Origin of the sequence: Sulfuricaulis sp. (assembly GCF_041499725.1) — a bacterium.
Classification (GTDB): Bacteria; Pseudomonadota; Gammaproteobacteria; order Acidiferrobacterales; family Sulfurifustaceae; genus Sulfuricaulis.
In genome coordinates, this window is record NZ_JBGQKW010000017.1 from 15,637 (window position 1) to 40,293 (window position 24,657).

The window sequence follows — 24,657 nt, forward strand, 5'->3', positions numbered from 1 at the left end:
CTTCACCGGTTCTGTCGCAACCTCGAACCCCCGCAGAAGAATCTGCGGGGGTTTTTATTTTGCGAGCCAAGGATTCTCATTCGTCCGTCACACAGCCTTCGGAGGCGTTTTTCACACTCTTGATGTATTTGTACAGCGTGCCGCGCGTGGCCTTGTAGGGCGGCATCTTCCACGCCGCCTTGCGCTTCGTCATTTCGACATCGCTCACGGCGACACTCAATTCATTCCTCGCGGCATCCATGGTGATCACGTCGCCATCGCGCAGCAACGCGATGGGTCCACCCTCCTGTGCCTCAGGCACCACGTGGCCGATGATGAAGCCGTGCGAGCCGCCGGAGAAACGGCCGTCGGTAATCAGCGCGACGTCTTTTCCCAAACCCGCTCCCATGATCGCGGAGGTCGGCGTCAGCATCTCGGGCATGCCCGGACCGCCTTTCGGACCTTCGTAACGGATGATGACAACATCACCCTTCTTGATCTCGTTGCGTTCGAGTCCTTTGAGCATATCCTCCTCACAGTCATACACACGCGCGGGGCCGACGAAGCGCAAGCCTTCCTTGCCGGTAATCTTTGCCACCGCGCCGCCCGGCGCGAGGTTTCCGCGCAGAATCTGGATATGGCCACTTGGCTTGATCGGCCTTTCGAGCGGCATGAACACGTCCTGTCCGGCCTTGAGGCCCGGGAGCGCGGCGAGATTCTCGGCGATCGTCTTGCCGGTGACGGTAAGGCAGTCGCCGTCAATGAAATCCTTCTCGAGCAGATATTTCATCACCGCCGGAGTACCTCCGACATTGTGCAGGTCTTCCATCACGTATTTGCCGGAAGGCTTGAGGTCGGCCAGGAATGGCACGCGGTTGCTCACCGTCTGGAAATCCTCGATGGTCAGCGGCACGCCCACGGCGCGCGCCATGGCAATGAGATGCAGCACGGCGTTGGTCGAGCCGCCGAGCGCCATCACAATCACCATGGCGTTTTCGAAGGCCCGGCGCGTCATGATGTCGCGCGGTTTGATGTCCTTTTCCAGCAGAGTGCGGATAGCCTTGCCGGAATTCAGGCACTCTTCGAGCTTGCCCGGTTCAACCGCGGGCATTGAAGAACTGTACGGCAGCGACATGCCCAGCGCCTCGATCGCGCTCGCCATGGTGTTCGCGGTGTACATCCCACCGCAGGCGCCCGCACCGGGGCAGGCATGCTCAACGATGTCTTCGCGCATGGTTTCGTCGATCTTTCCCGCGATGGACGCACCATAGCTCTGGAACGCCGAAACGATGTCGAGCGTCTCGCCCTTCTTGCTGTGGCCCGGCTTGATGGTACCGCCGTAAACCATGATGGCAGGACGGTTCAGCCGGCCCATGGCGATGACACAACCGGGCATGTTCTTGTCGCACCCCGGCAGCGCGATCAACGCGTCGTACCACTGCGCCGCCACCACGGTCTCGATCGAATCGGCGATGAGGTCGCGCGATTGCAGGGAATACGACATCCCCTCCGTGCCCATGGAAATGCCGTCGGACACGCCGATGGTGTTGAAGCGCAGACCCACGAGCCCGGCCGCCTGCACGCCTTCCTTCACCTTGGCGGCCAGGTCGTTGAGATGCATGTTGCAGGTATTGCCCTCCCACCAGTTGGAAACAATACCGACCTCGGCCTTGTTCATGTCCTCGCGGGTCAGGCCGGCGCCATAGAGCATCGCCTGGGACGCTCCTTGGGATTTGGGTTGCGTGATGCGGGAACTGTAACGGTTCAGCTTCGTGGCCATGGATGACTCCAGAATAAATTCAAGACTCTCTCTGCAATTAATCCCGTCCCTTGCCGCGCCGAAATCGGCGCCGTGGCAAGAAGCGCGATTTTACCGCAGAGACAGGAAAAGCACCGAGGAAAAAATCGGACAACAGCAAAATTCTGCGCCCGCGAAACGGGTGCAGACTGTGACACGGCGGGAAACTTTAAATCAGGCGCCCAACGCCCGGGACGCCCGGCTCACGTCCTTCTGCTTCACCCACAGGATGGCGCCGAAGCGCCCGCCGCCGGCGCAGACCGCATCCACGGCGGTGACGTTGATTTTGGCCACGGCCAGCTTCGACATGATTCTGGCGATAGCGCCACGCTGGTCCGTGCCGCGGATAAGAAATCCCGTCTTCTTTTCCCGCAACCGCAATTTCATGCCACGCGCAACTGCCAGAAAAGTCTTGGGGTTGGCGGGAACAAAATCCATCTGGGAACGCTGTCCGTCGGGAAAGCCGGTGAACGCCAACAGATTGATTCCGGCCTTCGCCAGTCCTGCCAGAATCCGACCTGCCTCGCCCACCCGATTGGGGACTTGCATTGCGAAATAACTGACCTTCTGTGCTCTGGCCATATTCATCCTCCTGATGTCATGTCCGATGGGCTGATGCCGGCATCATCATATCGCAGCACAAGCTCTGCCAACAGCATCATTGCGGCAGGCCGTCTGGCACCATGCGTTTCCCGGTCAAGGAACGAATGGGTTATGATGGCGCCACGTATATGGCCTCCTGCGCCTGGTATAGATTGCTGCGCCCACTGCTCTTCCGGCTCCCCGCCGAAACCAGTCACCGACTGATATTCACGCTGCTCGGTATTTTCTACCGCATGCCCGGAGCGGGCGCCCTCGTACGAACTTTGTTCGTCCGCCGCCTTCCGGCGCTGCCGGTCAGCGTGATGGGATTGCGCTTTTCCAATCCGGTGGGCTTGGCAGCGGGCATGGACAAAAACGCCGAACACATCAGACCGCTTTCCGATTTCGGCTTCGGGTTTCTCGAGGTCGGCACGGTCACGCCGCGGCCGCAACCCGGCAATCCGGGCCCGCGGATGTTTCGCCTCACGCGCCACGCGGCCATCATCAACCGCATGGGCTTCAACAACGTCGGCGTGTACCGCCTGATCACCAATCTCGTGCCACAGGGCAAACCTTGTCCGATTGGCATCAATATCGGCAAGAGCCGCGACACGCCCGTGGAACGGGCCGTTGAGGATTACCTCTCCGCGCTGCAAGCGGTGTATGGGCATGCCGATTATGTCGCCGTGAATATCTCGTCGCCGAATACCGCGGGACTGCGCGATCTCCAGAACGAAGAGAATCTCGACGCCCTGCTGCGCGCGCTCAAGGCCGAACAGGCATCGCTCGCCGAAAAACACGGACGCTACGTGCCCATCGCGCTCAAGATCGCGCCCGACCTGGACGACTCACAGATCGCCGCGATTGCCCGCCGGGTGCTGGAGCACCGATTCGACGCGGTGATCGCCACCAACACCACCATTACCCGGCCCGGTCTCACAGACGAACCCCTGGCCGCCCAGACCGGCGGTTTGAGCGGACGCCCGCTCAAACCGCTTTCCACGGAGATCATCCGCAAGTTGTACGCGCAATTGCAGGGGAATGTGCCGATCATTGGCGGAGGCGGCATCGAGAACGCCGACGATGCCTGGGAGAAACTGGTGGCCGGCGCCGACCTGATCCAGGTCTACACCGGGTTCATCTACGAAGGGCCTTGTATCGTGCAAGCGATCGTGCGCGGCCTCGCCGAACGACTGCATGCCTCGGGCGGCAACAATCTGACCGAAGCCGTGGCCCATGCCAGAAAACAGCGCGCCAACTGAACCAATGTAGCACCTTGTAAGGCGCAGTCTAAGAATTAAGGCGGGCGGGTTGTCGATGTCAATCGTCGGTTTCTATTCTGTCCGCCTCGAAATGAAACCGATGAAGCAGGCGATGGACCATGGGAGCGAGAATCAGACCGGCGCCAACCAGGAAAACAAGTCCCGAAAACAGCGCGTACAGACCTGCGAATAATTTTCCAGCCTCCGTGTGCAGTTCATTCACTGGCCCCATGCCACCCAGGATCATCGAGGCATTGAGGAATGAGTCGATCCAGGGCAAATCCTCCAGCTCATGATAACCCAACATTCCAGTTCCCAATGCGCCCAGCACGAGCAAGGCGGCGATCGCCGTGTACAGGGCTACTCGTCCCATAAACGCACCCAATGACAGAGGTCGTTGGCGGCGATGCTCTAAAATCAATAATTTCCGGCCGTGCTTTTTTGGGTTGGTCATTTATGCTCCTTTATCCCACTGGTTTTGATCCACCATATCGAGCGGTTGTTGGCCGGCATGGCGCGGTCGCCCGCGAGCATCAAGCCGTTCCGTCCGGCCAGCCGGTTCACGTCCTCGAACAAGCGCACACCGGATGCCGTATCGCGTGCTTTCAGCCAACGGTCAAACTCCTCGTTGCTGGGTTCAAGCGGTCGGTCGGCGTAACGGTAGGGTCCGTAAACGTACATGACGCCACCGGGCGAGAGCAACCGGCCGGCGCCGGCGAACAATTTGTCCACCGCCTCCCACGAGACGATATGTATCGTATTAATGCACACCACAGCCTGTGCCGCGGCTACCGGCCAACGATCGGAGAAAAGGTCGAGCGCCAGTGGTTCGCGCAGATTGACCAGTCCGGCCTCGTCGCGCCAGGCAGAAATACTGGGAAGATTATCGGCCACGTCGGTCGGCTGCCATTCGACATGCGGCAAGCCACGCGCAAAGTGCACCGCGTGCTGTCCGCTGCCGCTGCCGACCTCGATCACCAGGCCGGGAACCGAGAGAATCTCGCGCAGTACCGCCAGAATCGGCTGCTTGTTGCGCTCACAGGATGGCGACGACTGTTTCATTTATCATGCTATGGTGGATTATTATGTCCACTAGCGCCCCGTGTCGGAGGTAAACGCTCCTTCGGCAATAGGCGCAGCAGCCGTAATGAGCAATGTTACCATGAGCGCTACTGCCGCCGTCTCCGAAAGAGCTGCGCCTCGGGATCCGGCGGCTACGACAATCCAGGAGGAGCCCCCATGCCCTATCTGAAAATCCAGACGAATCGCGAGGTAACGGACGACGCGAAGCAGGAGATTTTGAGAAAGCTTTCCGTGCTGGTGTCAAAAAATCTCGGCAAACCCGAGAAGTATGTCATGGTACGCTTCGATCCCGCGCAGCCCATGATGTTTGCCGGAGACGCCCATCCTTGCGCCTACCTCGAGTTGAAATCCATCGGGCTGCTGGAAAGCAAGACCGAGACGCTCTCCAGGGTGTTGTGTCAGTTCCTGAATGATGAACTTAAAATTCCATCGGAGCGGATTTACATCGAATTCGCCGACGCCAAAAATTCCATGTGGGGCTGGGACGGCGGGACGTTCTAAGAAATTTTAGTCCGCGTAGGGCGCAATACGCTGCGCTATTGCGCCCTACGCGGACTTTAGAAGAACCGAGACTCACAGTAGCGAACCCAGTTCTTGCCGTATCTGTTTGTTCCTATAGTCTTCAAACTTCCACAAAGTTGGAGATTTAGACAAATCCAATTTGTAAAAGTTAATTAACGCTTGCTCGATCCAATGTGCTGCCTCAAAAGCTGGATCGATAATAATGGTGGTGTCGTCAGTGTCCTTAGGGTCCTTCATGTGCTTTATAGTGTTCTTCGAAAAATTCACTATACGCTTGGCTTCCTTATCCGCCTTTTTGTTTGCCTTCGTATTTTCTGGCGCCTTTCCTGTCTCGATAATTCGAAGTGCCTTTTGAGCCTTGCAAGCAACGTTGGAAATGCGCTTATCTTCCGGTAGATGCATCCCGAGTAACTCCTCTGCTGCAGCCGCAAGATGGATAGCGCAGAAGTAATTTCGTTCCTCCACGTACAGTTGCATTGCCATGTCCATGTACTCGCAGGCGATATTTAGTTTTTTATGAACAGCTTCGCTCATGGATTCTCCTCGACATCGAAATCGGCGTTGTGTACAGAAGCATTTTTTGCAACCTAACGCTAAACTCGGCCGCGGGCCGACCGACGCGAAGCAGCGGCAGGAGTGTCTTGTTGGGCGACACTCTTAGCATGCGCTTACTCAAATAGTGAGGTCTCGGGCCAAGGCAAAAATGGGATCATGCGAAGGTGAATGTAACCCTCGTGGTCCACTGGGAGCGGGAATGATCCCCAAATAATGACTTGAAGTATAAAACATGCGATCGCAATGCCTATGACAATAGTAAGGGACCACAAATAGCGCCGACTGTAAGTCGAACTGTCGCGATCGAAAAACGTTGGAATCATTAACAGCAGCAGAAGCGGAAGAAAAACAGACGCCAGGACACAGGTAAAGAACAGATACGCAGAAGGGGAGATGAAGATGGCCCAACTGAACCGGTGGAAAACCAACACGACATTGTGGTAACCGCTTGTGACATCGGGAATTACGAAATAAAACACTACAGCCACGCTCAGCGGGAGATACCAAATAAAGTTTGCGCGCATCAGTGAGATGAGGCTGCTCATGAATTGTTCCCTATGGTGCCCAACAAGAAGTCGACATTTAAATTGACGCCTTTTAACGCGTCAATAATGACACCTAATCAAGCGCAAGTGCAAAGAACCTAGCCAGAGGCCAATTGAACTCCTTGCCGACCTCTCCCGAAGAGAGAGGTTTCAGAAGATTCTCAGCCCCTGACGGCTTCGAGCAAAACTTCACACACACGCTCGATGTGATCGAGCGGCATGCCGGGATAAATGGGAAGGGAAAGGGTTTCGGTGGTGGCGTGTTCGCACGCGGGCAGGCTGCCGGGCTTGTAGCCAAGGTGCTTGTACACCTCTTGCAGGTGCAGGCCCTGCGGATAGCACTGCGAGGTGCCGATCTGCGCGTCGGTGAGCGCCTGGCGCACGGCGTCGCGTTTCGGTACGCGAATCGTGTAGAGATTGAAAACGTGCGTGCCGTTCTTGGGCAGCGACGGTGTTTTCACGGGCGAGCCCGCGAGCCGCTGCGTGTATTCCTGTGCCACTTTCTGCCGGCCGGCGATGTCGTCCTTGATGTGCCGCAACTTGATGCGCAGCACCGCGGCCTGAACTTCGTCGAGGCGGCTGTTCATGCCGATCTCGGTGTGGACGAAGGGCTTCACCGCGCCGTGGTTGCGCAACCGGCGGATGCGTTCGTCGACCGCGTCCGAGTGGGTCGTGACCATGCCGCCGTCGCCGTAGCAGCCGAGCACCTTCGTGGGATAGAAGCTGAAGCTGCCGGTGTCGCCGATCGAACCGACCACTTTGCCGTTGTGCAGGGCGCCGAAAGACTGGGCGCAGTCCTCGACCACGGCGAGCTTGTGCTTTTTCGCGATCTCCATGATCTCGCCCATCTCGGTCGGGTAACCAAAAATATGCACCGTCACAATGGCCTTGGTCTTGGCGGTGATCCTGGCGCGCACGCTCGCGGGATCGAGGCATAAGCTGCCCGGGAGAATGTCCGCGAACACCGGGGTCGCGCCCGCCATGTCGATGGTCTCGGCCGAGGCGAAGAAGGTAAACGGCGTGGTGACGACTTCATCGCCCTTGCCGACGCCGAGCGCACGCAGCGAAAGGAACAGCGAGTCCGTGCCGTTCGCCACCGCGATGGCGTGCTTCACGCCGACGTATTCGGCGAATTCCTTCTCCAGGGCCTGGGTATTGGGACCGAGAATGAAACTCCCGCGCGCGCCGGTCTCGCGGATGGCGGCGAGCCATTCGGCCTCAAGACTTTTGTACTGCGCGGAAAGATCGAGAAACGGGACGGGCTTGGTCTTGGTTATGGCATGCATGCGGCAATTTTCTCCTTTACCAACTGAGCGACGCGCAATGCCTCCAGCCCGACGTGGCCATTGACCACGGGCAGGGTACTGGTGCGCACGGCTCTGACAAAAGAATCCAGTTCGGCATCGAGCGGTGGACGCGGTGTGATAGGGACCGTTTCAGTGACGATCTGGGGCCACTCGGCGCCGGTCTCGCTCGGCAGGGCGTGCGTTATGTCGAGCTTCTGCTCGGCGTAATCCAATCCGTAGTATTGATGATCGCCGAAAACGCGGATGCGCCGCAGCTTCTTGTTCGAGACGCGGCTGGCGGTAACGTTGGCGACCGCGCCGTTCTCGAACTCGATGCGCGCGTTGGCGATGTCCACGTGATCGGTCAACACATGAATGCCGGTCGCGGCGACGTTGCGGATATCGGACCTGACCAGCGACAGCACGATGTCGATGTCGTGGATCATGAGGTCCGTCACCACGTCCACGTCGGTGGCGCGCGCGACGAACGGACCGATGCGATGGACCTCGATGAAGCGCGGGTTCTGCACGCGCGCGGCCAAGGCCATGACCCCGGCGTTGAACCGTTCGAGATGACCCACCTGGAAAATGACTCCGGCGCGTTCGGCGAGCTTCACCAGCTCGGCCGACTCTTCATAGGTCGGCGCGATCGGCTTTTCCATCAGCATGTGCACGCCGCGTTCGAGGAAGGGTTTTGCCACCTGGCTGTGATAGACCGTAGGCACCACGATGCTCACGGCATCCACGCTGCCGAGCAGGTCGCGCGAGTCGGCATACGCGTGGCAGCCGTGTTGCTGGGCTATCTCCTGTGCCGCCTTCTCATTGATATCAGCCACGCCCACGAGCTCGACATCCGGCATGGCGGCATAAATGCGCGCATGAATGCGGCCGAGGTAGCCGACGCCAGCCACGCCGACGCGCAGTTTCGCGCCATTTCCTTTCGAGTGCGTGTGGGTTGCAGCAGTCATTGGTTGGTTGGGCGGCGGAGTCCTTCAGCCAAGTCGAAAACGAAACGAAGCAATAACATGTTTGCGGCGCGGATTATACCGGAAATCGGCGCCGGTGCCACGAACCACACCTTCAGCGTTGGAGCCGCCACGCCCCGGATTCGACAAACACGTGATAAAGCGTGGCGTCGATCTTGGCGGCCCGGGCCTCGGCCGCGAGGATATCCAGCGCCTTCTCCGCCGGCAGGCCCTGCTTGTACGGCCGGTCGCCGGCCGTGAGTGCGTCGTAAATGTCGGCAATCGTCATGATACGCGACTGTACTGGAATTTTATCGGCCGAGAGGCGGCGCGGATAGCCGGAACCGTCAAGCTTTTCGTGGTGCGAGAACGCAATGACGGGCAGGTTCGCCAGATTTTTCGTCCACGGAATCAGGTTCAGGAACGCGTAGGTGTGGCTGACATGCGATTCGATCTGGGCGCGCTCCTCGGCGTTCAGGCTGCCCTTGGAGAGCGCAAGGTCGGCGAACTCGAAGTCATGCAGCAGCGGGAGGTCTTCGCCGTCCTCGCCCGGGAAACGGAACGTGACCACCTCGGCCAGTTCAGCGCTGACTTCTGCGTGTGAAACCGTCGGCTCGTTCGCGCGCAACACATGTTGCAGGAACTCGTCCAGGCGCGCCCGGTCGGCGGCGAGTTCCCGCTCGATTTCCCGGCGACGCGTTTCGAATTCGCTGGCATCCCGGTTCCGCGCTTCATGTAATTCGAGCAGGCGGCGGTAGGCGCGGCGTTCCAGACTGGCGCGCGCGTAGCGAAAGCGCTGCTTGAGCAGGTCGAGATGGGCGGGCTGCAGCTTCTTGGCCTTGACCAGCACGTTCTCGCGCACGCCAACCTTGCCGAAGTCGTGCAACAGGGAGGCGTAGCGCAGTTCACGCAATTGTTCCTTCGTGAAACTGACATCGCGCAGACCGGGCGCGTCGGCCCGGTCTGCGGCCACGGCAATGCGCTCGGTGAAGTCGGCCACGCGGAACGAATGCCCGGCCGTGGTCGGATCGCGCGCCTCGATGGCCTGCACCGAGGCCTTGATGAAACCCTCGAACAGGTTCTCGATGTCGGCGTACAACATGGAGTTCTCGAGCGCCACCCCCGCCTGTCCCGCCAGCGCCAGTGCGATGGCGCGATCCGATTCATCGAACGGCAGCACGTGGTTTGCAAAATCTTCCGGCCGGCGCAGCACGACATCCGGGTTGTTCTTGCGGTTGATGAGCTGCAATACGCCGACCACCTCGTCCGCCTTGTTCGTGAGCGGCACCGTCAAAAGCGATTGGGTGTGGTAACCGATGGAGCGATCCGAGGCCGGATTGAATTTATACGGCGCCGTCGGAGCGATCATGTAGGCGTCATCCAGCATCACCGCCTTGCCCTGACGCGCGACATGGCCGGCGATACTGTACTCGCCGACCAGGGTTTTCTGGGCATCGGAGGTGGCGCCGGTGGAAGCGTTCTGCCACAAGCGGAAATAGAGTTTGCCGTTGCCGTCGCGGGTGTAGATCGAGGCGCCATCGGCACCGGTCAGATGGCGGGCATGCGTGAGAATCAGCCCGAGCAGCGTGTCGAGGTCCTTCTCGGAGGCCAGCGCGCGTCCGATCTCGAGCACGTGTTCGAGCATCTGCGCCGCACGCTGCTCGCCGCCTTGCCGCAACAGGGCCGTCGCCGATTTGAGCGTGGCATATGCCACTTCCTTCGAGCATCGGGCATCCAGCACGCCCGCCACTTGCGGGTGATCGAGCAGGGCACGATCCACCTTCTGCCGCGGGTCGTTCACCCAGAGAATGACGGCAAACTTGGGGAGCGATGCATTTTCGGTCTTGCGGCGCGCCAGTGCCTCTTGGGCCATTTCCGGAACGACAATCAAGATCGACCCCTCGATATCTTTCCGGATTTCCGCCAGCGTGCCGAACCTACGCTGGCGCTCGGGCGGCGCAAAGGACAGCAACACCTCTCCATCAAGTTCCGCCTCTTGCACGATCAGCAAGCTGGGATGAATGTCGGGCATCGCTCTGGGTATGTTATTGAACTACGATAATAAACACCCTACAGTCACTTCCGGTGTGGTGCAACCCTTCCGGTCAGCCGCACCGTCAAACATCAGCGAGTCTACTTCCATGGAACAGAAAAGCGTGCTGATCACCGGCTGCTCGTCAGGCATTGGTAACTGCCTGGCGCGCGGGCTGAAGCAACGCGGCTACCGGGTGTTCGCCACGGCGCGCCAGGCGGCCGATATTGAATCCCTGACGCAAGCTGGTTTTGAAAGCCTACCGCTCGATCTGGATTCCTCGAGTTCGATCCGTGCGGCCGTGGAAACGGTCCTCACGCGCACGCAGGGTCGGCTCTACGCGCTCATCAACAACGGCGCCTACGGTCAACCCGGGGCGGTCGAGGATTTGTCGCGTGCGACATTGCGGGCGCAATTCGAAACCAGCGTCTTCGGCACGCAGGAACTGACCAACCTGGTCATCCCTACCATGCGCGCCCAGGGTGAAGGCCGCATCATTCAAATCAGCTCGATACTCGGCATCGTATGTTTCGCTTATCGCGGCGCGTACAACGCCGCCAAGTTCGCGCTCGAGGCACTGTCCGACACGATGCGTCTGGAACTGCGTGGGACAAATATACATGTATCGATCATCGAACCCGGTCCGATCACAAGCCGCTTCCGCGCCAACGCCTATGCGGCGTTCAAACGCCACATCGACCGGGAACACAGTGTGTTTCGCGAATACTACGCGCGCGTGGAAAAACGTCTCGAAGGTCCCAAGCCCCTGCCCTTCACGCTGCCGCCGGAGGCGGTGCTCGGGAAAGTCATCCGGGCGCTGGAGGCGCGCCGGCCGCGAGTGCGCTACGCGGTGACCTTCCCGACGCATCTGTTTGCGGTTCTACGGCGAGTATTGCCGGTGCGCGTGCTCGACCAGATACTCGCCGCCGTCAGCAACAACGGCCAGCGATAACACGGCAAAGGGGGATCTGTGTTACCGCCTGCTCCGCCTGGTCAAGCCCAACAAACCGAGAAGACCTGAACCGAAGAGCCAGAACGCAGCGGGAACTGGAACGACGGTTGGAAGATCGTACTCGACCACATACCCCTTGATCGAGAAGTAATCAGATCCGCTTGGCGGATTATTTATCAAATCGTTCCATTTTCCCGGCTGAGTAAACGTGCCTGTAGACACCGCCGCACCAAACATTGCCAAATAATTTTCAGCGCCGCCAGAATTACTCGGTTCGACGTTGGGTAACCAGTTGGAATAAAGAATATCGGGGCCCACCGTACCGTCTGTACCACCCTGCCAGAATCTTTCGCCCGTTACCCATTTCCATGTTCCTTCGGTCTGCGCGTCCGATCCGCCCAGCCAGACAGAGCCGATCACGCCGGTCAACAAGCCTTGAACGAAATCATTTTCAGTCTGGTCGAAAATGGTGGCGAGATGACCGTAAACACCCGAGTACTGCATCCCCATGGCAGCCGTATTGGCGTCGATCCATGTGACGCTATCGCTCACGACATATTCGTAGGCATATCCCGAGGGAGCGACGAGGGCTGCGTGGACAGGCGAAAAAGCGGTTGTCAACGAAAATACCAGTGCCGCCAGAACACGGGATGGTGAACCCACTTTGGCAGGAGCACAGGTATTAAGACGGTGATGGGTAAAAATACGCGCATTATCACTCACGGCTAACTCCCCCATAACATTCATTTTTCAGGACAGAATAACATCGCTTCCCCTGATGAAAGGCACTCTGGAGTCCATGAGCATTCTATGCAATTTATTGTAACTGATTGCGCATGCCACCGGCAATTTGCCGCTTCAGGGCTTTATGTGCCGGAGCGAAATTATTTGGTTGAGATACCACTGCTAACTGATTGAGTTGGCGTCCGGATCGCGTGAAAATATGCATCGAATGCAACACGGCATACAACGGTTATCTCAGCCCAGCAGATGCGACACCAACCCATCGGCGAGCTTGGGTTCAAACCAGGTGGATTTGGGCGGCATGACTTCGCCGGCGTCGGCGACGCTCATGAGGTCCGCCATCGAAGTGGGATAAAGCGAAAACGCACAGGCCATCTCGCCGGAATCCACGCGCCGTTCGAGTTCCTGCAGGCCGCGGATGCCACCGACGAAATCGATGCGTTTGTCGCGGCGCGGATCATGGACGCCGAGCACCGGTGAAACCAGGTTGTCCTGGAGCAGGCTGACGTCGAGACGCTTCACCGGATCGTTCGCGGGGATCCGTTCGGGCTTGATGTTCAGGCGATACCACTGTCCCTGCAAATACAGGCCAAACTCGCCGGCCTGTTCCGGTATTACCGCCGCCGGTTCCGGCTGGGTGCGAAAAGCGGTTTCGATTTGTTTCAGAAAATCTTCGCACGTCAGCCGGTTCAGATCCTTCACCGCGCGGTTGTAATCCAGAATCTGCATCTGATTGTCTGGAAAAATAACGGAAAGGAAATAATTGTAGGCTTCCACGCCCGTATGTTTCGGATTGGCGCCCTTGCGCGCCGCCGCCACACGCGAGGCCGCGGCCGAGCGGTGATGCCCATCGGCGATATAGAGGCAAGGCATGGCATCGAAGGCGGCGGTGATCGTGTCGATCTGTTGACGATCGCGCATCACCCATAGCGTGTGGCGCACGCCGTCGTCGGCGGTAACGTCCACTTCCGGAGCAGCGCGCGCGACTTCGTCGATAATCGTATCCACGACCGGTGACCGCCGGTAAGTCAGAAACACCGGGCCGGTCTGGGCATTGAGCGCCTCGATCTGCCGCACGCGATCGTCTTCCTTGTCCGGGCGGGTAAACTCGTGCCTGCGGATGCGGTTGGTGTCGTAGTCAGAAACGGAAGCCGCGGCCACGATACCGGTCTGTTGGTGCGCGCCCATCACGAGACGATAAACATAATAATAAGGTCCGGGATCGCGCCGCAGTACGCCGGCGTCGAGCAGCTTCCGGAAATTCTCCCGACCCTTGGCATAAACGACGGCGCTGTATGGGTCAGTGCCCGCGGGCAGGTCGATCTCGGGCTTGGAGATGTGCAGGAAACTCCACGGTTTGCCGGCGGCGCGTACGCGCGCCTCATCCGTGTTCAGGACGTCATAGGGCGGCGCGATCACATCGGCGGCGCGGCCGGGCGCCGGGCGCAGGCCGGCAAAGGGGCGAATCAGATTCATATCGTTGCTCAATGTTATATTTATGCAAAAGGCCACCCCCCTCACCCTCATTCCCTCTCCCGCAACGCGGGAGAGGGAGGCGAGCCGAGCGCGCTACGCGCGACCTTGTTTACTCGGGCGCCATTCAAAACCAGTTGCCGAGAGAAATCAAATTATCCGAGGAAAACGTCTGTCTGGCGAAGACCGGATGGCTACGCTAGCATACGCCGGTTTTTCGAGTCTGAAGTGAAGAAATCCCATGACCGACAGCTGCCGCAACTACCTGCCTCCTGAATGGGCGCCGCAAAGCGGCGTCATGCTCACCTGGCCGCACGCGCACGGCGACTGGGCCAAGCGCTTGAAACAGGTGGAGCCGGTATTTACCGAAATCGCACGGCAGGTGAGTCTGCGCGAGAAAGTCCTGATCTCCTGCTACGACCGGAAACACCGCGAGCATGTCGGGCAACAGCTCACCGACACCGGCGCCGATATGAGTCGGTTCATGCTGCGCACGGTCCCGTCGAACGATACTTGGGCGCGCGATCACGGACCGCTCACAGTCGTGTGCCATGGCGAAACCATGTTGCTCGATTTCGGATTCAACGGCTGGGGCGAGAAATTCGGCTACGAGCTCGACAACCAGATCAGCCGCAAACTTTACGGCATGGATGCTTTCGGCCACGCCCCGATGCAGACCGTGGACATGGTCCTCGAAGGCGGTTCGATCGAGGTGGATGGTTCCGGCACCTTGCTTACCACCAGCCGTTGCCTGCTCGCTCCCACGCGCAACCCGAAACTATCGAAGCAACAGATCGAAGAGCGACTCATGGGATCGCTCGGCATAAACCGGATTCTATGGCTGCAACACGGTTATCTCGCCGGTGACGACACCGACAGCCACATCGACACGCTCGCGCGCTTCTGCGACCGCGGCACGATTGCCTACGTCAGTTGCGATGACACCCAGGACGAACACTACGTGGAACTGAAAGCGATGGAGGAGGAGCTGAAAAGTTTCCGTGCTGCCGACGGCCAGCCCTACCGCCTCGTGCCCTTGCCGTGGCCGCGCGCGAGATACGATGAAGACGGACAGCGTCTGCCCGCGACCTATGCAAATTTCCTCGTCATCAATAATGCGGTGCTGATGCCTACCTATGAAGATCCGGCCGACGCTGCAGCACTGACAAGTCTGAAGGCATGTTTTCCGGATCGCGAGATCGTGCCGATCAACTGTCAGCCGCTGATTTATCAATTCGGCAGCTTGCATTGCGTGACCATGCAGTTACCAGAAGGTGTTCTTTAAAGGTGTTCTCTTAGTCGAATCGCCTGCGGCAATACCAAATAAAACGGGAAGGCCCTCTCAGGCCTTCCCGTTTCCCGATACGACAAACTGCGATTACTTCTTGTTCTTGCCTTTGGCCTTGCCTCCGCCTTTGGACTCGATGCTGGTGGCGGTCATCTTGTACTCGACCGTCACCTTGTCGCCCACCTTGACGTCACCCGTCACCTTGGTGCCGGCATCGCGGGCCAATTCCCATTTCTCCTTGCCCTTCTGTACCACGATCTTGCTGTCGGTCACTTCCAGCACCGGGCCGGTGACCTGATACGCCATGGCCAGAGGGCTCGCGAGTAACAGCGCTGTTGCCAGAATCATTGTCGTCCGCTTCATACGTCACTCCTTTTTTGGTTGGGGCGCAAAAGATAGAAATCCGCTTGCTAACAGTCAAGCGCGCAATAAAAAACGCAACGGAACATGCTACCATTGGCGCCATGAATTCAACAGTCAAAGTAGGCCTCGTGCAACACGCCTGCACCGAAGACCGCGGCAAAAATCTCACCGCCACCCTTGCCGGCATTCGCGAAGCAGCCGGCCGGGGGGCGCGTCTGATCCTGCTGCAGGAGCTGCATACCGGCGTTTATTTTTGCCAGACGGAGGACACCAAGCACTTCGACCTGGCCGAGACCATCCCCGGACCGACAACGCGGGAATTGGAAAAAGTGGCCAAGGAATTGGCGGTCGTGATCGTCGGCTCGCTGTTCGAGCGACGCGCGCCCGGCGTGCACCATAATACCGCGGTCGTGCTGGACGCCGACGGAACCTTGAAAGGCCAATATCGCAAGATGCACATTCCGGACGATCCCGGCTACCACGAAAAATTCTACTTCACGCCGGGAGACCAGGGTTTCACGCCGATTGCGACTTCCGTCGGCACGCTCGGCGTGCTGGTGTGCTGGGACCAGTGGTACCCGGAAGCGGCGCGTCTGATGGCGATGCACGGCGCGGACATCCTGCTCTACCCCACCGCCATCGGCTGGGACCCGCGTGACGATGAACCGGAGAAAAACCGCCAGCGCGAGGCGTGGGTCACCATCCAGCGCGCGCATGCGATCGCCAACGGCCTGCCCCTGGTGACATGCAACCGTATGGGGCTCGAGCCCGATCCCTCCGGACGCTCGCCTGGCATCCAGTTCTGGGGGTCGAGCTTCATCGCCGGCCCACAGGGGGAATTTCTCGCGCAGGCCTCGGCCGACAGGCCCGAGGTGCTGGTGGCGGAAGTCAGCCGCCGGCGCACCGAGGACGTGCGCCGCATCTGGCCGTTTTTCCGTGACCGTCGCATCGACGCTTACCAGGATCTCCTCAAGCGCTACGGGAAATAATCAATCTGCCTTCACGTCTGACGGCAACTTTCTCAATCACCGATGGCCAAACCGATACTGCTCAATTCCGCCGCCGAGCTGCTGGAACGCATTCTCAGCGGAAAAATGCCCGCCGACCGGCAAATGGAGGGGTATTTCCGGGCGCATCGAGACATGGGCGTGCGCGACCGCGGCTTCGTGGCGGAGACGGTCTACGGCTGTCTGCGCGAAAAACGATTGCTCGAGCACATTGCCGGCAACGCGCTTTTATTGGATATTGTGGCGGCCTATCTGCTGACACATGGTTACAGCGCCCGCGCCCTCGAAGAATCGGGTTTTCGCGGTGATGCACGTGAAATGGTCGAGCGTGCGCGGACGCTTGAAAAATCCTCACTTCCCTTTGCGATTCAGACGAATATGCCGGATTGGCTGGCGGAACGTTTGCGCGCGCAATTCGGCGACGCCGAAGCGCTGACGCTGTCGCTCGCGCTGAACCAGCCCGCGCCGGTGGACTTGCGCGTCAACACGCTCAAAGCCAAGCGCGAGGAAGCCCAGGCACGGCTGGCAGGGGAAGGTTTCCCGTGCACACCCACGCCATATTCCGCCGCCGGATTACGCCGCAACGAGCGTGCGTCCGTTTTCAAGACCCAATGTTTCAAGGAGGGTTTTTTCGAAGTGCAGGATGAAGGCAGTCAATTGGTGTCGCTGCTGCTCGAACCGAAGCGGCAAGAGATGGTCGTGGATTTTTGCGCCGGCGCCGGCGGCAAAACCTTGTATATCGGCGCGCTCATGGCCAACACCGGCACGGTATATGCCTTCGACGTGCTGGCGAAACGTCTGGAGAAGCTCAAACCACGGCTGCGGCGCGCGGGGCTCGACAACGTGCGCATGGTCGCGATCAGCCATGAGCGCGATGCGCGGGTGCAGCGCCTTAAAGCCAAGATCGATCGCGTGCTGGTGGATGCGCCCTGCTCCGGGACGGGCACGCTGCGGCGCAACCCGGACATCAAATGGCGCGAGATCGATTTGCCGGAGCTCACGGATATGCAACAGCGTATCCTTGCCGCCGCGGGGGAGCTGGTCAAACCCGGCGGACGGCTGGTGTACGCCACGTGCAGTCTGTTGCGTGAGGAAAACGAGGATGTCGTGGAAAAATTCCTGTCAGCTCATCCCGAATTCAACATGCTGCCGGCGGGCGAGATACTGGCACGACGGCATGTGCCGCTGACGATGAACGACGCCGCGCTGCGGCTTTATCCGCACCGTCACCACACCGACGGCTTTTATGCCGTCGCGCTGGAAAGAAAACAGGGATAAGCAGGCCGCTCGTGGCACGGCCATGAGATTATTTTTTATGCGCCAGCGCCTGGCGGCGGTGACGTATCAGCGTAATCAGCCAGATCGTCAGGCCCACGAATACCAGGGCAAGCAGCACGTACAGCTCGTAACGCTTGAAATCGTTCAGGAACAGGCGGAAAGCCTCGCCAAAGAGATAACCGGCGTAAGCAAACGAGAACGCCCATACGATGGCGCCGGTCAGATTAAGAAGGAAGAACCGCAGGCGGGAAATGTGCGCCGCGCCGACCGCAAAAGGGGTAACGTTGCGCAATCCATAGAAGAACCGGAAGGAAAGAATGAGCAGGTTCTTGTGACGATGCAGATGTTTGTAAACCTTCTCTGCGCCCTCCTGCCACGAAAGACGTTTGGCAATAACTTTCGGTCCATAATGCCGGCCAATGTAATAGAACAACTGGTCGCCGCTGAAGCTGCCGACCAAGGCGCTCGCGATCACCCAAGGCAGTTCGAGGAATCCCATGTGCGCCGCGAAGCCGCCGAGGATCAGAATGGTCTCCCCTTCGAAAAACGTTCCGATCAGAAGGGCCAGATAGCCGTAGTGCTTGATCAGTTCGGTGAGAGTTTCCAGTGACATGAGCAAATCAAGGCAACGGCTTCAGAGCGGACTCAAGCCCACAAGAACAACACGCCCCGTATGCTGTCGGGGCCCGATAAATCGGCGCTACGGCGTCTGATCGTCAGTCGTCAGCCGGGAATGACGCGCGTGGCCTGTTTACCTTTCGGTCCCTGAGTGTGCTCGAATTCGACCTTCTGCCCTTCATTCAGGCTCTTGTATCCATCCCCTTCTATGGTGGAGAAATGAACGAATACATCCTCACTGCCGTCGGTCGGGGTGATGAAGCCGTAACCCTTCGCGTTATTGAACCACTTCACAGTACCGGTCTGCATACATACCTCTTTTTATTTGATTGCCAAACCGCCCACCCCCTAGTAATACTCCGGTCGGGCGTGGAAACATCCTACGTGAAGTCCCCAGGCATGACAATGCTGCAGGCATGCCTTGCCCAGGCCTGCAGAATGAGGAAACGCTAATATTCCTCGTGCCCCCGGCCGCGGCCGCGCTTGATAGCCGCGTGGCGCTTCTTGGCATCCAGCCGTCTTTGCTTCACACCCCGGCTGACGCGGGTCGCCTTGCGCATCTTGGGCACGTGATTCAGCACGCGCAATTTGTGGATCAGCCGTTCGAAAGCGATCTCGCGGTTGCGGATCTGGGAACGATTTTCCGTGGCCGTCACCACCACGCCCGATGGCAAGTGGGTCAGGCGCACCGCCGATTCGGTGCGGTTCACATGCTGCCCGCCGGGTCCGGAGGCGCGATAGGTATCCACGCGCACTTCCTGTTCCAGAACCGCGCGGTTCAACGCATAGGGCGGGGGTTTAGCGGCTTTCAGTCGCATGATGCATCTTTAATTTCAGATAACGGGCCTTCTGTTAGAATACGCGCCCTTGAGCTGCACCGAATAATAAAGGAAAAGTGGCATGATCGTTATCCTTAAAACCGATCTCACCGAGAAGACGCCGGAATACCAGCAGGTTCTCGACTACCTGGCGCACAAACCGAACATCAAGACGCGGGTGCATCAGGAGATCGGCACCTTGCAGACGCTGACTGAAATATATCTCATCGGCGACACCGCCTCACTCGACAAAACCGAGATCGAGAGTCTGCCCGGCGTGGACCGCGTGGTGCGCGTCTCGGAAGAATACCGCATCCTGGGACGGCACAAGGACGACAGCCGCCCCACCGGCTTCGAGTACAACGGCGTCGCATTCAGTCAGGACAATCTCAACGTCTTCGCCGGTCTCTGCGCCGTGGATAACCCGACTCATGTAGAAATGATGCTGAAGGCGCTGCGCGACAACGGCCAGGTGTGCACGCGCATGGGCGCGTACAAGCCGCGCACCAATCCGTATTCGTTCCAGGGTCACGGCAAGCAATGCCTGCCCTGGGTATTCGAGCTCGCCGGGAAATACGGCATCAAGGTGATCGCCATGGAGGTCACTCATGATTCGCACCTGCACGAGATCCAGGAGGCGCTGCACCAGACCGGCAAGCCCACGGGCGTGATGATCCAGATAGGCACACGCAACACACAGAACTTTGAACTCCTCAAGATCGTTGGGCGCCAGCACGAGCTGCCGGTGCTGCTCAAGCGCGGTTTCGGGATCACGCTCGAAGAATCGCTGAACGCCACCGAATATCTGGCGAGCGAAGGCAACCGTAACATTGTCTTCGGGCTGCGCGGCATGAAAACCAACATGGGCGATCCGCACCGCAACTTCGTGGACTTCGCGCATGTGCCGGTGATCAAGCGCCTTACGCGCATGCCGGTGTGCGTCGACCCATCACACTCCGTCGGTACGCGTGACCGCGCTCCCGACGGCATGCTCGATATCTCGCACGTGACGGCGCAGGGCGTGATCGCCGGCGCCAATATGGTCCTCGTGGATTTTCACCCGGTGCCCAAGAAGGCCCTGGTGGACGGCCCGCAAGCGCTGCTGCTGGAAGAACTGCCCTACTTCCTGGAAGACATCGCGATCGCGCGCGAGGCTTATGAAAAACGCCGGGCGCTCACGCAACGATTTCTGAAAAAATAAATAATTTGATATTCGCAGAGTGGGTCAGGCGGTTTCTGCCGTAACTTACCATAATAGCCTGATTTCCTACCTCTTCAGTATTGAAATACGGTGAGTGACTCATGTTGGCCGATAGCGGCTCCTCTTTCCATTTCCCGGCTGCTTTCAACGGTGGATTCCGGATACCCTTTTAATCTGCCACGCCGTAAACCACATCCACCATCACGCGCGTTTTCTTGTCCATTAGAACGACATCCTGTCCGACTCGCACGCGTGCATAAGGATGCGGTAGCGGCGACAACTTTTGCTCCAGCTCGCGCGGGAGCGGCTCGCCCTGAATCCTGGACGGTAAGAAATTTCCCTTCACGAGTTTCGCCGGCGCCGATGATTTTGCCTTTTGGCGGCTGGCGGAGTTTTTGTAGTAACCCTCAATCATCGCGCGGTCGCTGTCACTGAAGCGGAAATTCGCAGTCTGGCTGTCGTCCTTCAGCACGATCTGACCGGACGTCGCGCTATACGCCGCGCAACCGCTAAGCATCAGCGCGAACAGCAGATATTTGTGCATAGCGACTACTTCTTGCCCGGATAATGCCGCAGGGTCTTGCCAACATAGATCTGGCGCGGACGGTCGATGCCGTGGGACTCGCCCTGCAGTTCGAGCCAGTGACTGACCCAGCCGGCAGTGCGCGCGACCGCGAACACGGCGGTGAACATGTTCATGGGGAAACCCATGGCGCGCAGCAGGATACCGGAATAGAAATCCACGTTCGGGTACAGCTTGCGCTCGATGAAGTACTCATCCTTGAGGGCGATTTCCTCGAGGCGCATGGCGATCTCGAGCAGCGGGTCGTCCTTGCCGAGATGCGCCAGGACCTTCTTCGCCTGCGCCTGAATGACGAGCGAGCGCGGGTCGAAGTTCTTGTAGATGCGGTGGCCGAAACCCATGAGACGGAATGAATCGTTTTTATCCTTGGCACGATCGATGGCCTTGGAAATATTCTCAACTGAGCCGATCTCCATCAGCATTTTGAGCACGGCCTCGTTCGCACCGCCGTGCGCCGGCCCCCACAGCGAGGCGATGCCGGCGGCGATGCAGGCGAATGGATTGGCGCCGCTCGAGGCCGCGAGGCGCACCGTCGAGGTCGAGGCATTCTGCTCGTGATCGGCGTGTAAAATAAAAATCACGTCGAGCGCGCGTGCCAAAACCGGATCGACGACGTACTCCTGGGCTGGTGTGCCAAACATCATCTGCAGGAAGTTCGAAGCGTAGTCGAGCCGGTTGTTCGGGTAGCGCTGCGGGCGTCCGATCGAATAGGTATAGCTGGCCGCGGCCAGCATCGGCATCTTGGCGACGAGACGCGTGGCAGCCAGCTGACGGTCGTTGGCGTCGCGGATATTCATGACGTCGTGATAGAACGCCGACAGCGCCCCCACCACCCCCACCATGACCGCCATCGGATGGGCGTCACGGCGAAACCCGCGGTAAAAAGACAGCACCTGCTCGTGCAGCATGTTGTGACTGCCGAGAGACAGATCGAGCTGCTTGCGCTGTACCGACGTCGGGAGTTCGCCGTTCATCAGCAGATAGGCCACCTCGACGAAATCGCTGTGTTCGGCCAGGCCCTCGATCGGATAGCCGCGGTAAAGCAGAATGCCCTTGTCGCCGTCGACGAAAGTGATGGCGCTCTTGCACGCGGCGGTGGAGCGGAAGCCGGGGTCGAAGGCGAGCAGGTTATGCCGGGCGTACAACGTCTGAATGTCCACGGCGCTGGGCCCGAGCGTGCCTTCCAACACCGGCAGGCTGCCGTCGCCCTGCTCTTCCGAGATCACTGCGTTAACGTATTTGGTTGCCATGTTGTTGCGTCCGCCTCGCCAGCCGAAAACCTAAGAATTGACCATACCATAAGGACTGTCCAGCCTGAAATCTCAGGGCCGTTCATAAACCCATTTAAGCACGGCTTCCTGCACTGCCTGCCCGGCGGAGGTATCGGCGCGCGAATTGTTATGCAGACACACCACCAGCATGCGCCGGCCGGTCCGGTCCTGCACGTAACCCGCTACGCTTCGCACGTCGCGCAGGCTTCCGGTCTTGAGATGCATTTGCCCTTCGAGCCCGTCTGCATTAAACCGCTTGCGCAGCGTTCCGTCCATGGCAGAAATCGGAAGCGAAGAAACGAACTCCGGCATATAGGGACTTTGCCAGGCGGTGAGCAGGACTTCACCCAGATGGCGCGCCGATATCGCCTCTTCGCGCGACAACCCGGCACCGTTCTCGAGCACCAGTTCCGGGAATTCGAGCCGGCGCTGCTTGAGCCATTCGTGCACCACCTGAATGCCCTTGTCCGTCGTACCCGGCGCGCCGCTCCGCTCCGCGCCCAGCGTGAGCAGCAACTGGCGGGCCATGACGTTGTTACTGTACTTATTAATGGAGCGAATGATATCGGCCAGCGGCGGCGAGTTCACCGTGGCCAGCAGCCGTGCCCCGGCCGGGACCGTCGCTTCGCGCACCTCGCCCTCGAATCGCCCACCGAGTTCCTTCCACAGCGCGCGGAACATACCCAGTATATAAGGTGCGGGTTCGGAGACGACGCGGAACAGTTCGTTGTCCCCACAATCGGCGTCATAGCTGCCGCTGAAGATGACGCGGGTCTGTCCCTTCCGGTGCTGAACTTTCATGCCCAGGTTATGCGCCCAGCCGCGGCAGGGACCGCGCGCGAGCGTGACCCGGTTCTCCACTTCGACGTTGGCCGGGAGCGGATCGGCGAAAATCTGCATGCGGTCGGCCTCCGGCTGCGGCATGAAACGGAAATTCACCGCCTGAAAATTCACCAGCAGCGCATTCGGCAGGACGTTGTAGGCGCGCAGCGGCTGATTGTCGAATTCGCCGGCATCGCCCGGCTCGCGCGCGAAATAACCCTGATCGAGGACGAGATCGCCTTTAATGGTCTCGATACCTTCGGCGCGCAGCGTGCGCAGAAACCGCCAGAAATGTTCGATGACCAGATACGGATCGCCATAACCTTTAATATAAAGATCACCGTCGAGCCGCCCGTCGCGGACCGGCGCGGTGACATAGGCCTCGGTCTTCCAGCGCCACGCCGGGCTCAGTTCTTCCAGCGCCACGAGCGTAGTCAGCACCTTGATGGTCGAGGCCGGATACCGTGGGGTATCGGCCGCTATCGCGAGCAGCGGCTCCAGCTGGCCGATCTCATGCACGTAAAGACTCAGCCCGCGCGCGGACAGGCCCTGATGCCTGAGCTCGGCCGCAATCGGATCGGGCAGTTTGTCGTCGGCAGCCGACGATGCCAGCCAGCACAGGCCCAGCAGAAACAATGCCATCGACTTCCACGCGGCCGGGCGCCTCATCTCAGGCATCCTCCTTCCACCACTTGGCGATCGCCTCGCCCAACCGGGGATTGACGAGGTATCCGTAGGAACGATGCACATTCAGCCCACGGTCATTGCGAAAGTAATTGAAAATTCCGCCGTTGAGATCGGTAATCGATTCGACAACACCCAGTTCGAGCATGGCCTTGAAATCGTCGCGCAGAGTCGGGTCCAGCGCCGTGAGGTCGCCCTGGGCCGCCATGTTGGTCCAGTGACGGATAATGTGCGGGTAACGCCTGGCTCCTTTTTCATGCGCGCCCAGCAGACGCTGCTGCGTGTAACGCATCCCAAGCGGACTGCCGATGGTCAGAAACAGGTCCACGCGGCCCGGATTTTTCTCGATATGCGTCAGTTCCCACAAAGAATCGTAGGCTATCACGGAACCCATGCTGTGGCTGATCACCAGGACACGTTCGCCCCTGGCAAACATCTCCCGCAGCGGCGCCTTGAGCAGTTCCCGCACCTGTTGCCCGATGTTGTCTTCGTTGCTGAAATAACGCGCGGTTTCCCGGATCGTGCTCTTGACCGCCGGGTCGGGCAACAGCGGAATAAAAAAATTGAAAACATCGGCGAGGGTGTAAAGCAGCCAGGCGATCCGGCGCCGGAACGACAGCGCCTCTTTCACGTCCGCGCGCGTGGGGCCGTCCTGTTTCAGCAGCGCGTCGATCCACGGCAAGTCCTCGTCCAGCGGCTTGTAGCTCCGGTAATAAAGCGGGTTCCATGCGATCACCTGGAAGGCCTGGCTGTCCGCCTCGATCTCCTGTGCCACGGCGGGATCGGCGCGCTCGACGCCACGCCGCAGGCAGCGCAGGAGCTGCCGCCGGTGTTCCTCCACCGGCGGCTTGGGATTTTTCCCAGGGATAAAGATGATGCGGTTGGTTGCGCTCAAGGTGTCCACACAGCAAGCAAGTGAGATTTTAACTTTGGGTTCCGTTAAACT

At 59.3% G+C, this 24,657-nt stretch carries 26 protein-coding genes; 7 read left to right on the forward strand and 19 right to left on the reverse strand.

What is annotated here, in order from left to right; genetic code table 11:
• Positions 1 to 76: 76 nt before the first annotated feature.
• Entirely contained in the window at positions 77 to 1,759 is a 1,683-nt protein-coding gene (ilvD, locus tag ACC569_RS04865) for a dihydroxy-acid dehydratase (protein WP_372522370.1), read from the reverse strand.
• Positions 1,760 to 1,951: 192 nt separating this feature from the next.
• Entirely contained in the window at positions 1,952 to 2,359 is a 408-nt protein-coding gene (locus ACC569_RS04870) for a hypothetical protein (protein ID WP_372522371.1), read from the reverse strand.
• Between the two features lie 149 nt (positions 2,360 to 2,508).
• On the opposite strand from ACC569_RS04870, the gene ACC569_RS04875 reads away from it, so the two are divergent.
• Complete coding sequence (locus ACC569_RS04875) at positions 2,509 to 3,621, forward strand: quinone-dependent dihydroorotate dehydrogenase (RefSeq protein WP_372522395.1); 1,113 nt, start codon at positions 2,509 to 2,511, stop codon at positions 3,619 to 3,621.
• 58 nt (positions 3,622 to 3,679) lie between these two features.
• Here ACC569_RS04875 and ACC569_RS04880 read toward each other — a convergent pair whose 3' ends face one another.
• On the reverse strand, positions 3,680 to 4,075 hold the full coding sequence (locus tag ACC569_RS04880; protein ID WP_372522372.1) for a hypothetical protein: 396 nt from the start codon (positions 4,073 to 4,075) through the stop codon (positions 3,680 to 3,682).
• The gene (locus ACC569_RS04885; RefSeq protein ID WP_372522373.1) at positions 4,072 to 4,683 is read right to left on the reverse strand and encodes a DUF938 domain-containing protein; all 612 of its coding nucleotides are present in this window, start codon (positions 4,681 to 4,683) and stop codon (positions 4,072 to 4,074) included. Before ACC569_RS04885 ends, ACC569_RS04880 begins: the two co-directional genes overlap by 4 nt.
• A 177-nt stretch (positions 4,684 to 4,860) precedes the next feature.
• Between ACC569_RS04885 and ACC569_RS04890 the strand changes: the two genes are divergently transcribed.
• The gene (locus ACC569_RS04890; protein WP_372522374.1) at positions 4,861 to 5,205 is read left to right on the forward strand and encodes a phenylpyruvate tautomerase MIF-related protein; all 345 of its coding nucleotides are present in this window, start codon (positions 4,861 to 4,863) and stop codon (positions 5,203 to 5,205) included.
• Between the two features lie 72 nt (positions 5,206 to 5,277).
• Here ACC569_RS04890 and ACC569_RS04895 read toward each other — a convergent pair whose 3' ends face one another.
• The 5 genes from ACC569_RS04895 to ACC569_RS04915 all read right to left on the reverse strand — a co-directional run bounded on the left by ACC569_RS04895 (position 5,278) and on the right by ACC569_RS04915 (position 10,609).
• Entirely contained in the window at positions 5,278 to 5,760 is a 483-nt protein-coding gene (locus tag ACC569_RS04895; RefSeq protein ID WP_372522375.1) for a hypothetical protein, read from the reverse strand.
• Between the two features lie 134 nt (positions 5,761 to 5,894).
• On the reverse strand, positions 5,895 to 6,326 hold the full coding sequence (locus tag ACC569_RS04900) for a hypothetical protein (RefSeq protein ID WP_372522376.1): 432 nt from the start codon (positions 6,324 to 6,326) through the stop codon (positions 5,895 to 5,897).
• 161 nt (positions 6,327 to 6,487) lie between these two features.
• Positions 6,488 to 7,612 (reverse strand): DegT/DnrJ/EryC1/StrS family aminotransferase, encoded by a 1,125-nt coding sequence (locus ACC569_RS04905; RefSeq protein ID WP_372522377.1) that lies wholly within the window; start codon positions 7,610 to 7,612, stop codon positions 6,488 to 6,490.
• Positions 7,600 to 8,580, reverse strand: coding sequence for a Gfo/Idh/MocA family oxidoreductase (locus tag ACC569_RS04910; protein WP_372522378.1), 981 nt, complete (start codon positions 8,578 to 8,580; stop codon positions 7,600 to 7,602). Before ACC569_RS04910 ends, ACC569_RS04905 begins: the two co-directional genes overlap by 13 nt.
• A 112-nt stretch (positions 8,581 to 8,692) precedes the next feature.
• Positions 8,693 to 10,609: an HD domain-containing phosphohydrolase gene (locus ACC569_RS04915; RefSeq protein WP_372522379.1), complete on the reverse strand. Its 1,917-nt coding sequence runs from the start codon at positions 10,607 to 10,609 to the stop codon at positions 8,693 to 8,695.
• 109 nt (positions 10,610 to 10,718) lie between these two features.
• Between ACC569_RS04915 and ACC569_RS04920 the strand changes: the two genes are divergently transcribed.
• Entirely contained in the window at positions 10,719 to 11,561 is an 843-nt protein-coding gene (locus tag ACC569_RS04920) for an SDR family NAD(P)-dependent oxidoreductase (protein WP_372522380.1), read from the forward strand.
• Positions 11,562 to 11,582: 21 nt separating this feature from the next.
• On the opposite strand, the gene ACC569_RS04925 is transcribed toward ACC569_RS04920, so the two are convergent.
• Together ACC569_RS04925 and ACC569_RS04930 are read right to left on the reverse strand one after the other, a co-directional pair.
• The gene (locus ACC569_RS04925) at positions 11,583 to 12,284 is read right to left on the reverse strand and encodes a lectin-like protein (protein WP_372522381.1); all 702 of its coding nucleotides are present in this window, start codon (positions 12,282 to 12,284) and stop codon (positions 11,583 to 11,585) included.
• Between the two features lie 255 nt (positions 12,285 to 12,539).
• Positions 12,540 to 13,781, reverse strand: a complete 1,242-nt coding sequence (locus tag ACC569_RS04930) for a DUF1015 domain-containing protein (protein ID WP_372522382.1) — start codon at positions 13,779 to 13,781, stop codon at positions 12,540 to 12,542.
• Positions 13,782 to 14,019: 238 nt separating this feature from the next.
• On the opposite strand from ACC569_RS04930, the gene ACC569_RS04935 reads away from it, so the two are divergent.
• Positions 14,020 to 15,063 (forward strand): agmatine/peptidylarginine deiminase, encoded by a 1,044-nt coding sequence (locus tag ACC569_RS04935; RefSeq protein ID WP_372522383.1) that lies wholly within the window; start codon positions 14,020 to 14,022, stop codon positions 15,061 to 15,063.
• Between the two features lie 93 nt (positions 15,064 to 15,156).
• On the opposite strand, the gene ACC569_RS04940 is transcribed toward ACC569_RS04935, so the two are convergent.
• Positions 15,157 to 15,429 (reverse strand): hypothetical protein, encoded by a 273-nt coding sequence (locus tag ACC569_RS04940; RefSeq protein WP_372522384.1) that lies wholly within the window; start codon positions 15,427 to 15,429, stop codon positions 15,157 to 15,159.
• 101 nt (positions 15,430 to 15,530) lie between these two features.
• On the opposite strand from ACC569_RS04940, the gene ACC569_RS04945 reads away from it, so the two are divergent.
• Complete coding sequence (locus ACC569_RS04945) at positions 15,531 to 16,418, forward strand: carbon-nitrogen hydrolase (RefSeq protein ID WP_372522385.1); 888 nt, start codon at positions 15,531 to 15,533, stop codon at positions 16,416 to 16,418.
• Positions 16,419 to 16,460: 42 nt separating this feature from the next.
• Entirely contained in the window at positions 16,461 to 17,714 is a 1,254-nt protein-coding gene (locus ACC569_RS04950) for an RsmB/NOP family class I SAM-dependent RNA methyltransferase (RefSeq protein ID WP_372522386.1), read from the forward strand.
• A gap of 28 nt (positions 17,715 to 17,742) precedes the next feature.
• On the opposite strand, the gene ACC569_RS04955 is transcribed toward ACC569_RS04950, so the two are convergent.
• The 3 genes from ACC569_RS04955 to ACC569_RS04965 form a co-directional block, all read right to left on the reverse strand.
• Positions 17,743 to 18,327 carry a DedA family protein gene (locus ACC569_RS04955; RefSeq protein ID WP_372522387.1) on the reverse strand — a complete coding sequence of 195 codons (585 nt, stop codon included), beginning with the start codon at positions 18,325 to 18,327 and terminating at the stop codon, positions 17,743 to 17,745.
• 110 nt (positions 18,328 to 18,437) lie between these two features.
• Positions 18,438 to 18,641, reverse strand: a complete 204-nt coding sequence (locus ACC569_RS04960; protein WP_372522388.1) for a cold-shock protein — start codon at positions 18,639 to 18,641, stop codon at positions 18,438 to 18,440.
• Between the two features lie 140 nt (positions 18,642 to 18,781).
• Positions 18,782 to 19,150 carry a peptide chain release factor-like protein gene (locus tag ACC569_RS04965; protein WP_372522389.1) on the reverse strand — a complete coding sequence of 123 codons (369 nt, stop codon included), beginning with the start codon at positions 19,148 to 19,150 and terminating at the stop codon, positions 18,782 to 18,784.
• Positions 19,151 to 19,232: 82 nt separating this feature from the next.
• Here ACC569_RS04965 and ACC569_RS04970 point away from each other — a divergent pair, with 82 nt between their 5' ends.
• Positions 19,233 to 20,351 carry a 3-deoxy-7-phosphoheptulonate synthase gene (locus tag ACC569_RS04970; RefSeq protein ID WP_372522390.1) on the forward strand — a complete coding sequence of 373 codons (1,119 nt, stop codon included), beginning with the start codon at positions 19,233 to 19,235 and terminating at the stop codon, positions 20,349 to 20,351.
• A 169-nt stretch (positions 20,352 to 20,520) separates the two neighbouring features.
• On the opposite strand, the gene ACC569_RS04975 is transcribed toward ACC569_RS04970, so the two are convergent.
• From ACC569_RS04975 to ACC569_RS04990, 4 genes are all read right to left on the reverse strand, one after another.
• Positions 20,521 to 20,895, reverse strand: coding sequence for a hypothetical protein (locus ACC569_RS04975; protein WP_372522391.1), 375 nt, complete (start codon positions 20,893 to 20,895; stop codon positions 20,521 to 20,523).
• 5 nt (positions 20,896 to 20,900) lie between these two features.
• A complete protein-coding gene (locus tag ACC569_RS04980) occupies positions 20,901 to 22,184 on the reverse strand; it encodes a citrate synthase (RefSeq protein WP_372522392.1) in 1,284 nt (427 codons plus the stop codon).
• A gap of 72 nt (positions 22,185 to 22,256) precedes the next feature.
• Positions 22,257 to 23,705 (reverse strand): D-alanyl-D-alanine carboxypeptidase/D-alanyl-D-alanine-endopeptidase, encoded by a 1,449-nt coding sequence (gene dacB / locus ACC569_RS04985; protein ID WP_372522393.1) that lies wholly within the window; start codon positions 23,703 to 23,705, stop codon positions 22,257 to 22,259.
• A partial coding sequence (locus ACC569_RS04990; protein ID WP_372522394.1) for a hypothetical protein occupies positions 23,698 to 24,657 on the reverse strand: 960 nt, incomplete at its 5' end. The genes ACC569_RS04990 and dacB, both read right to left, overlap by 8 nt.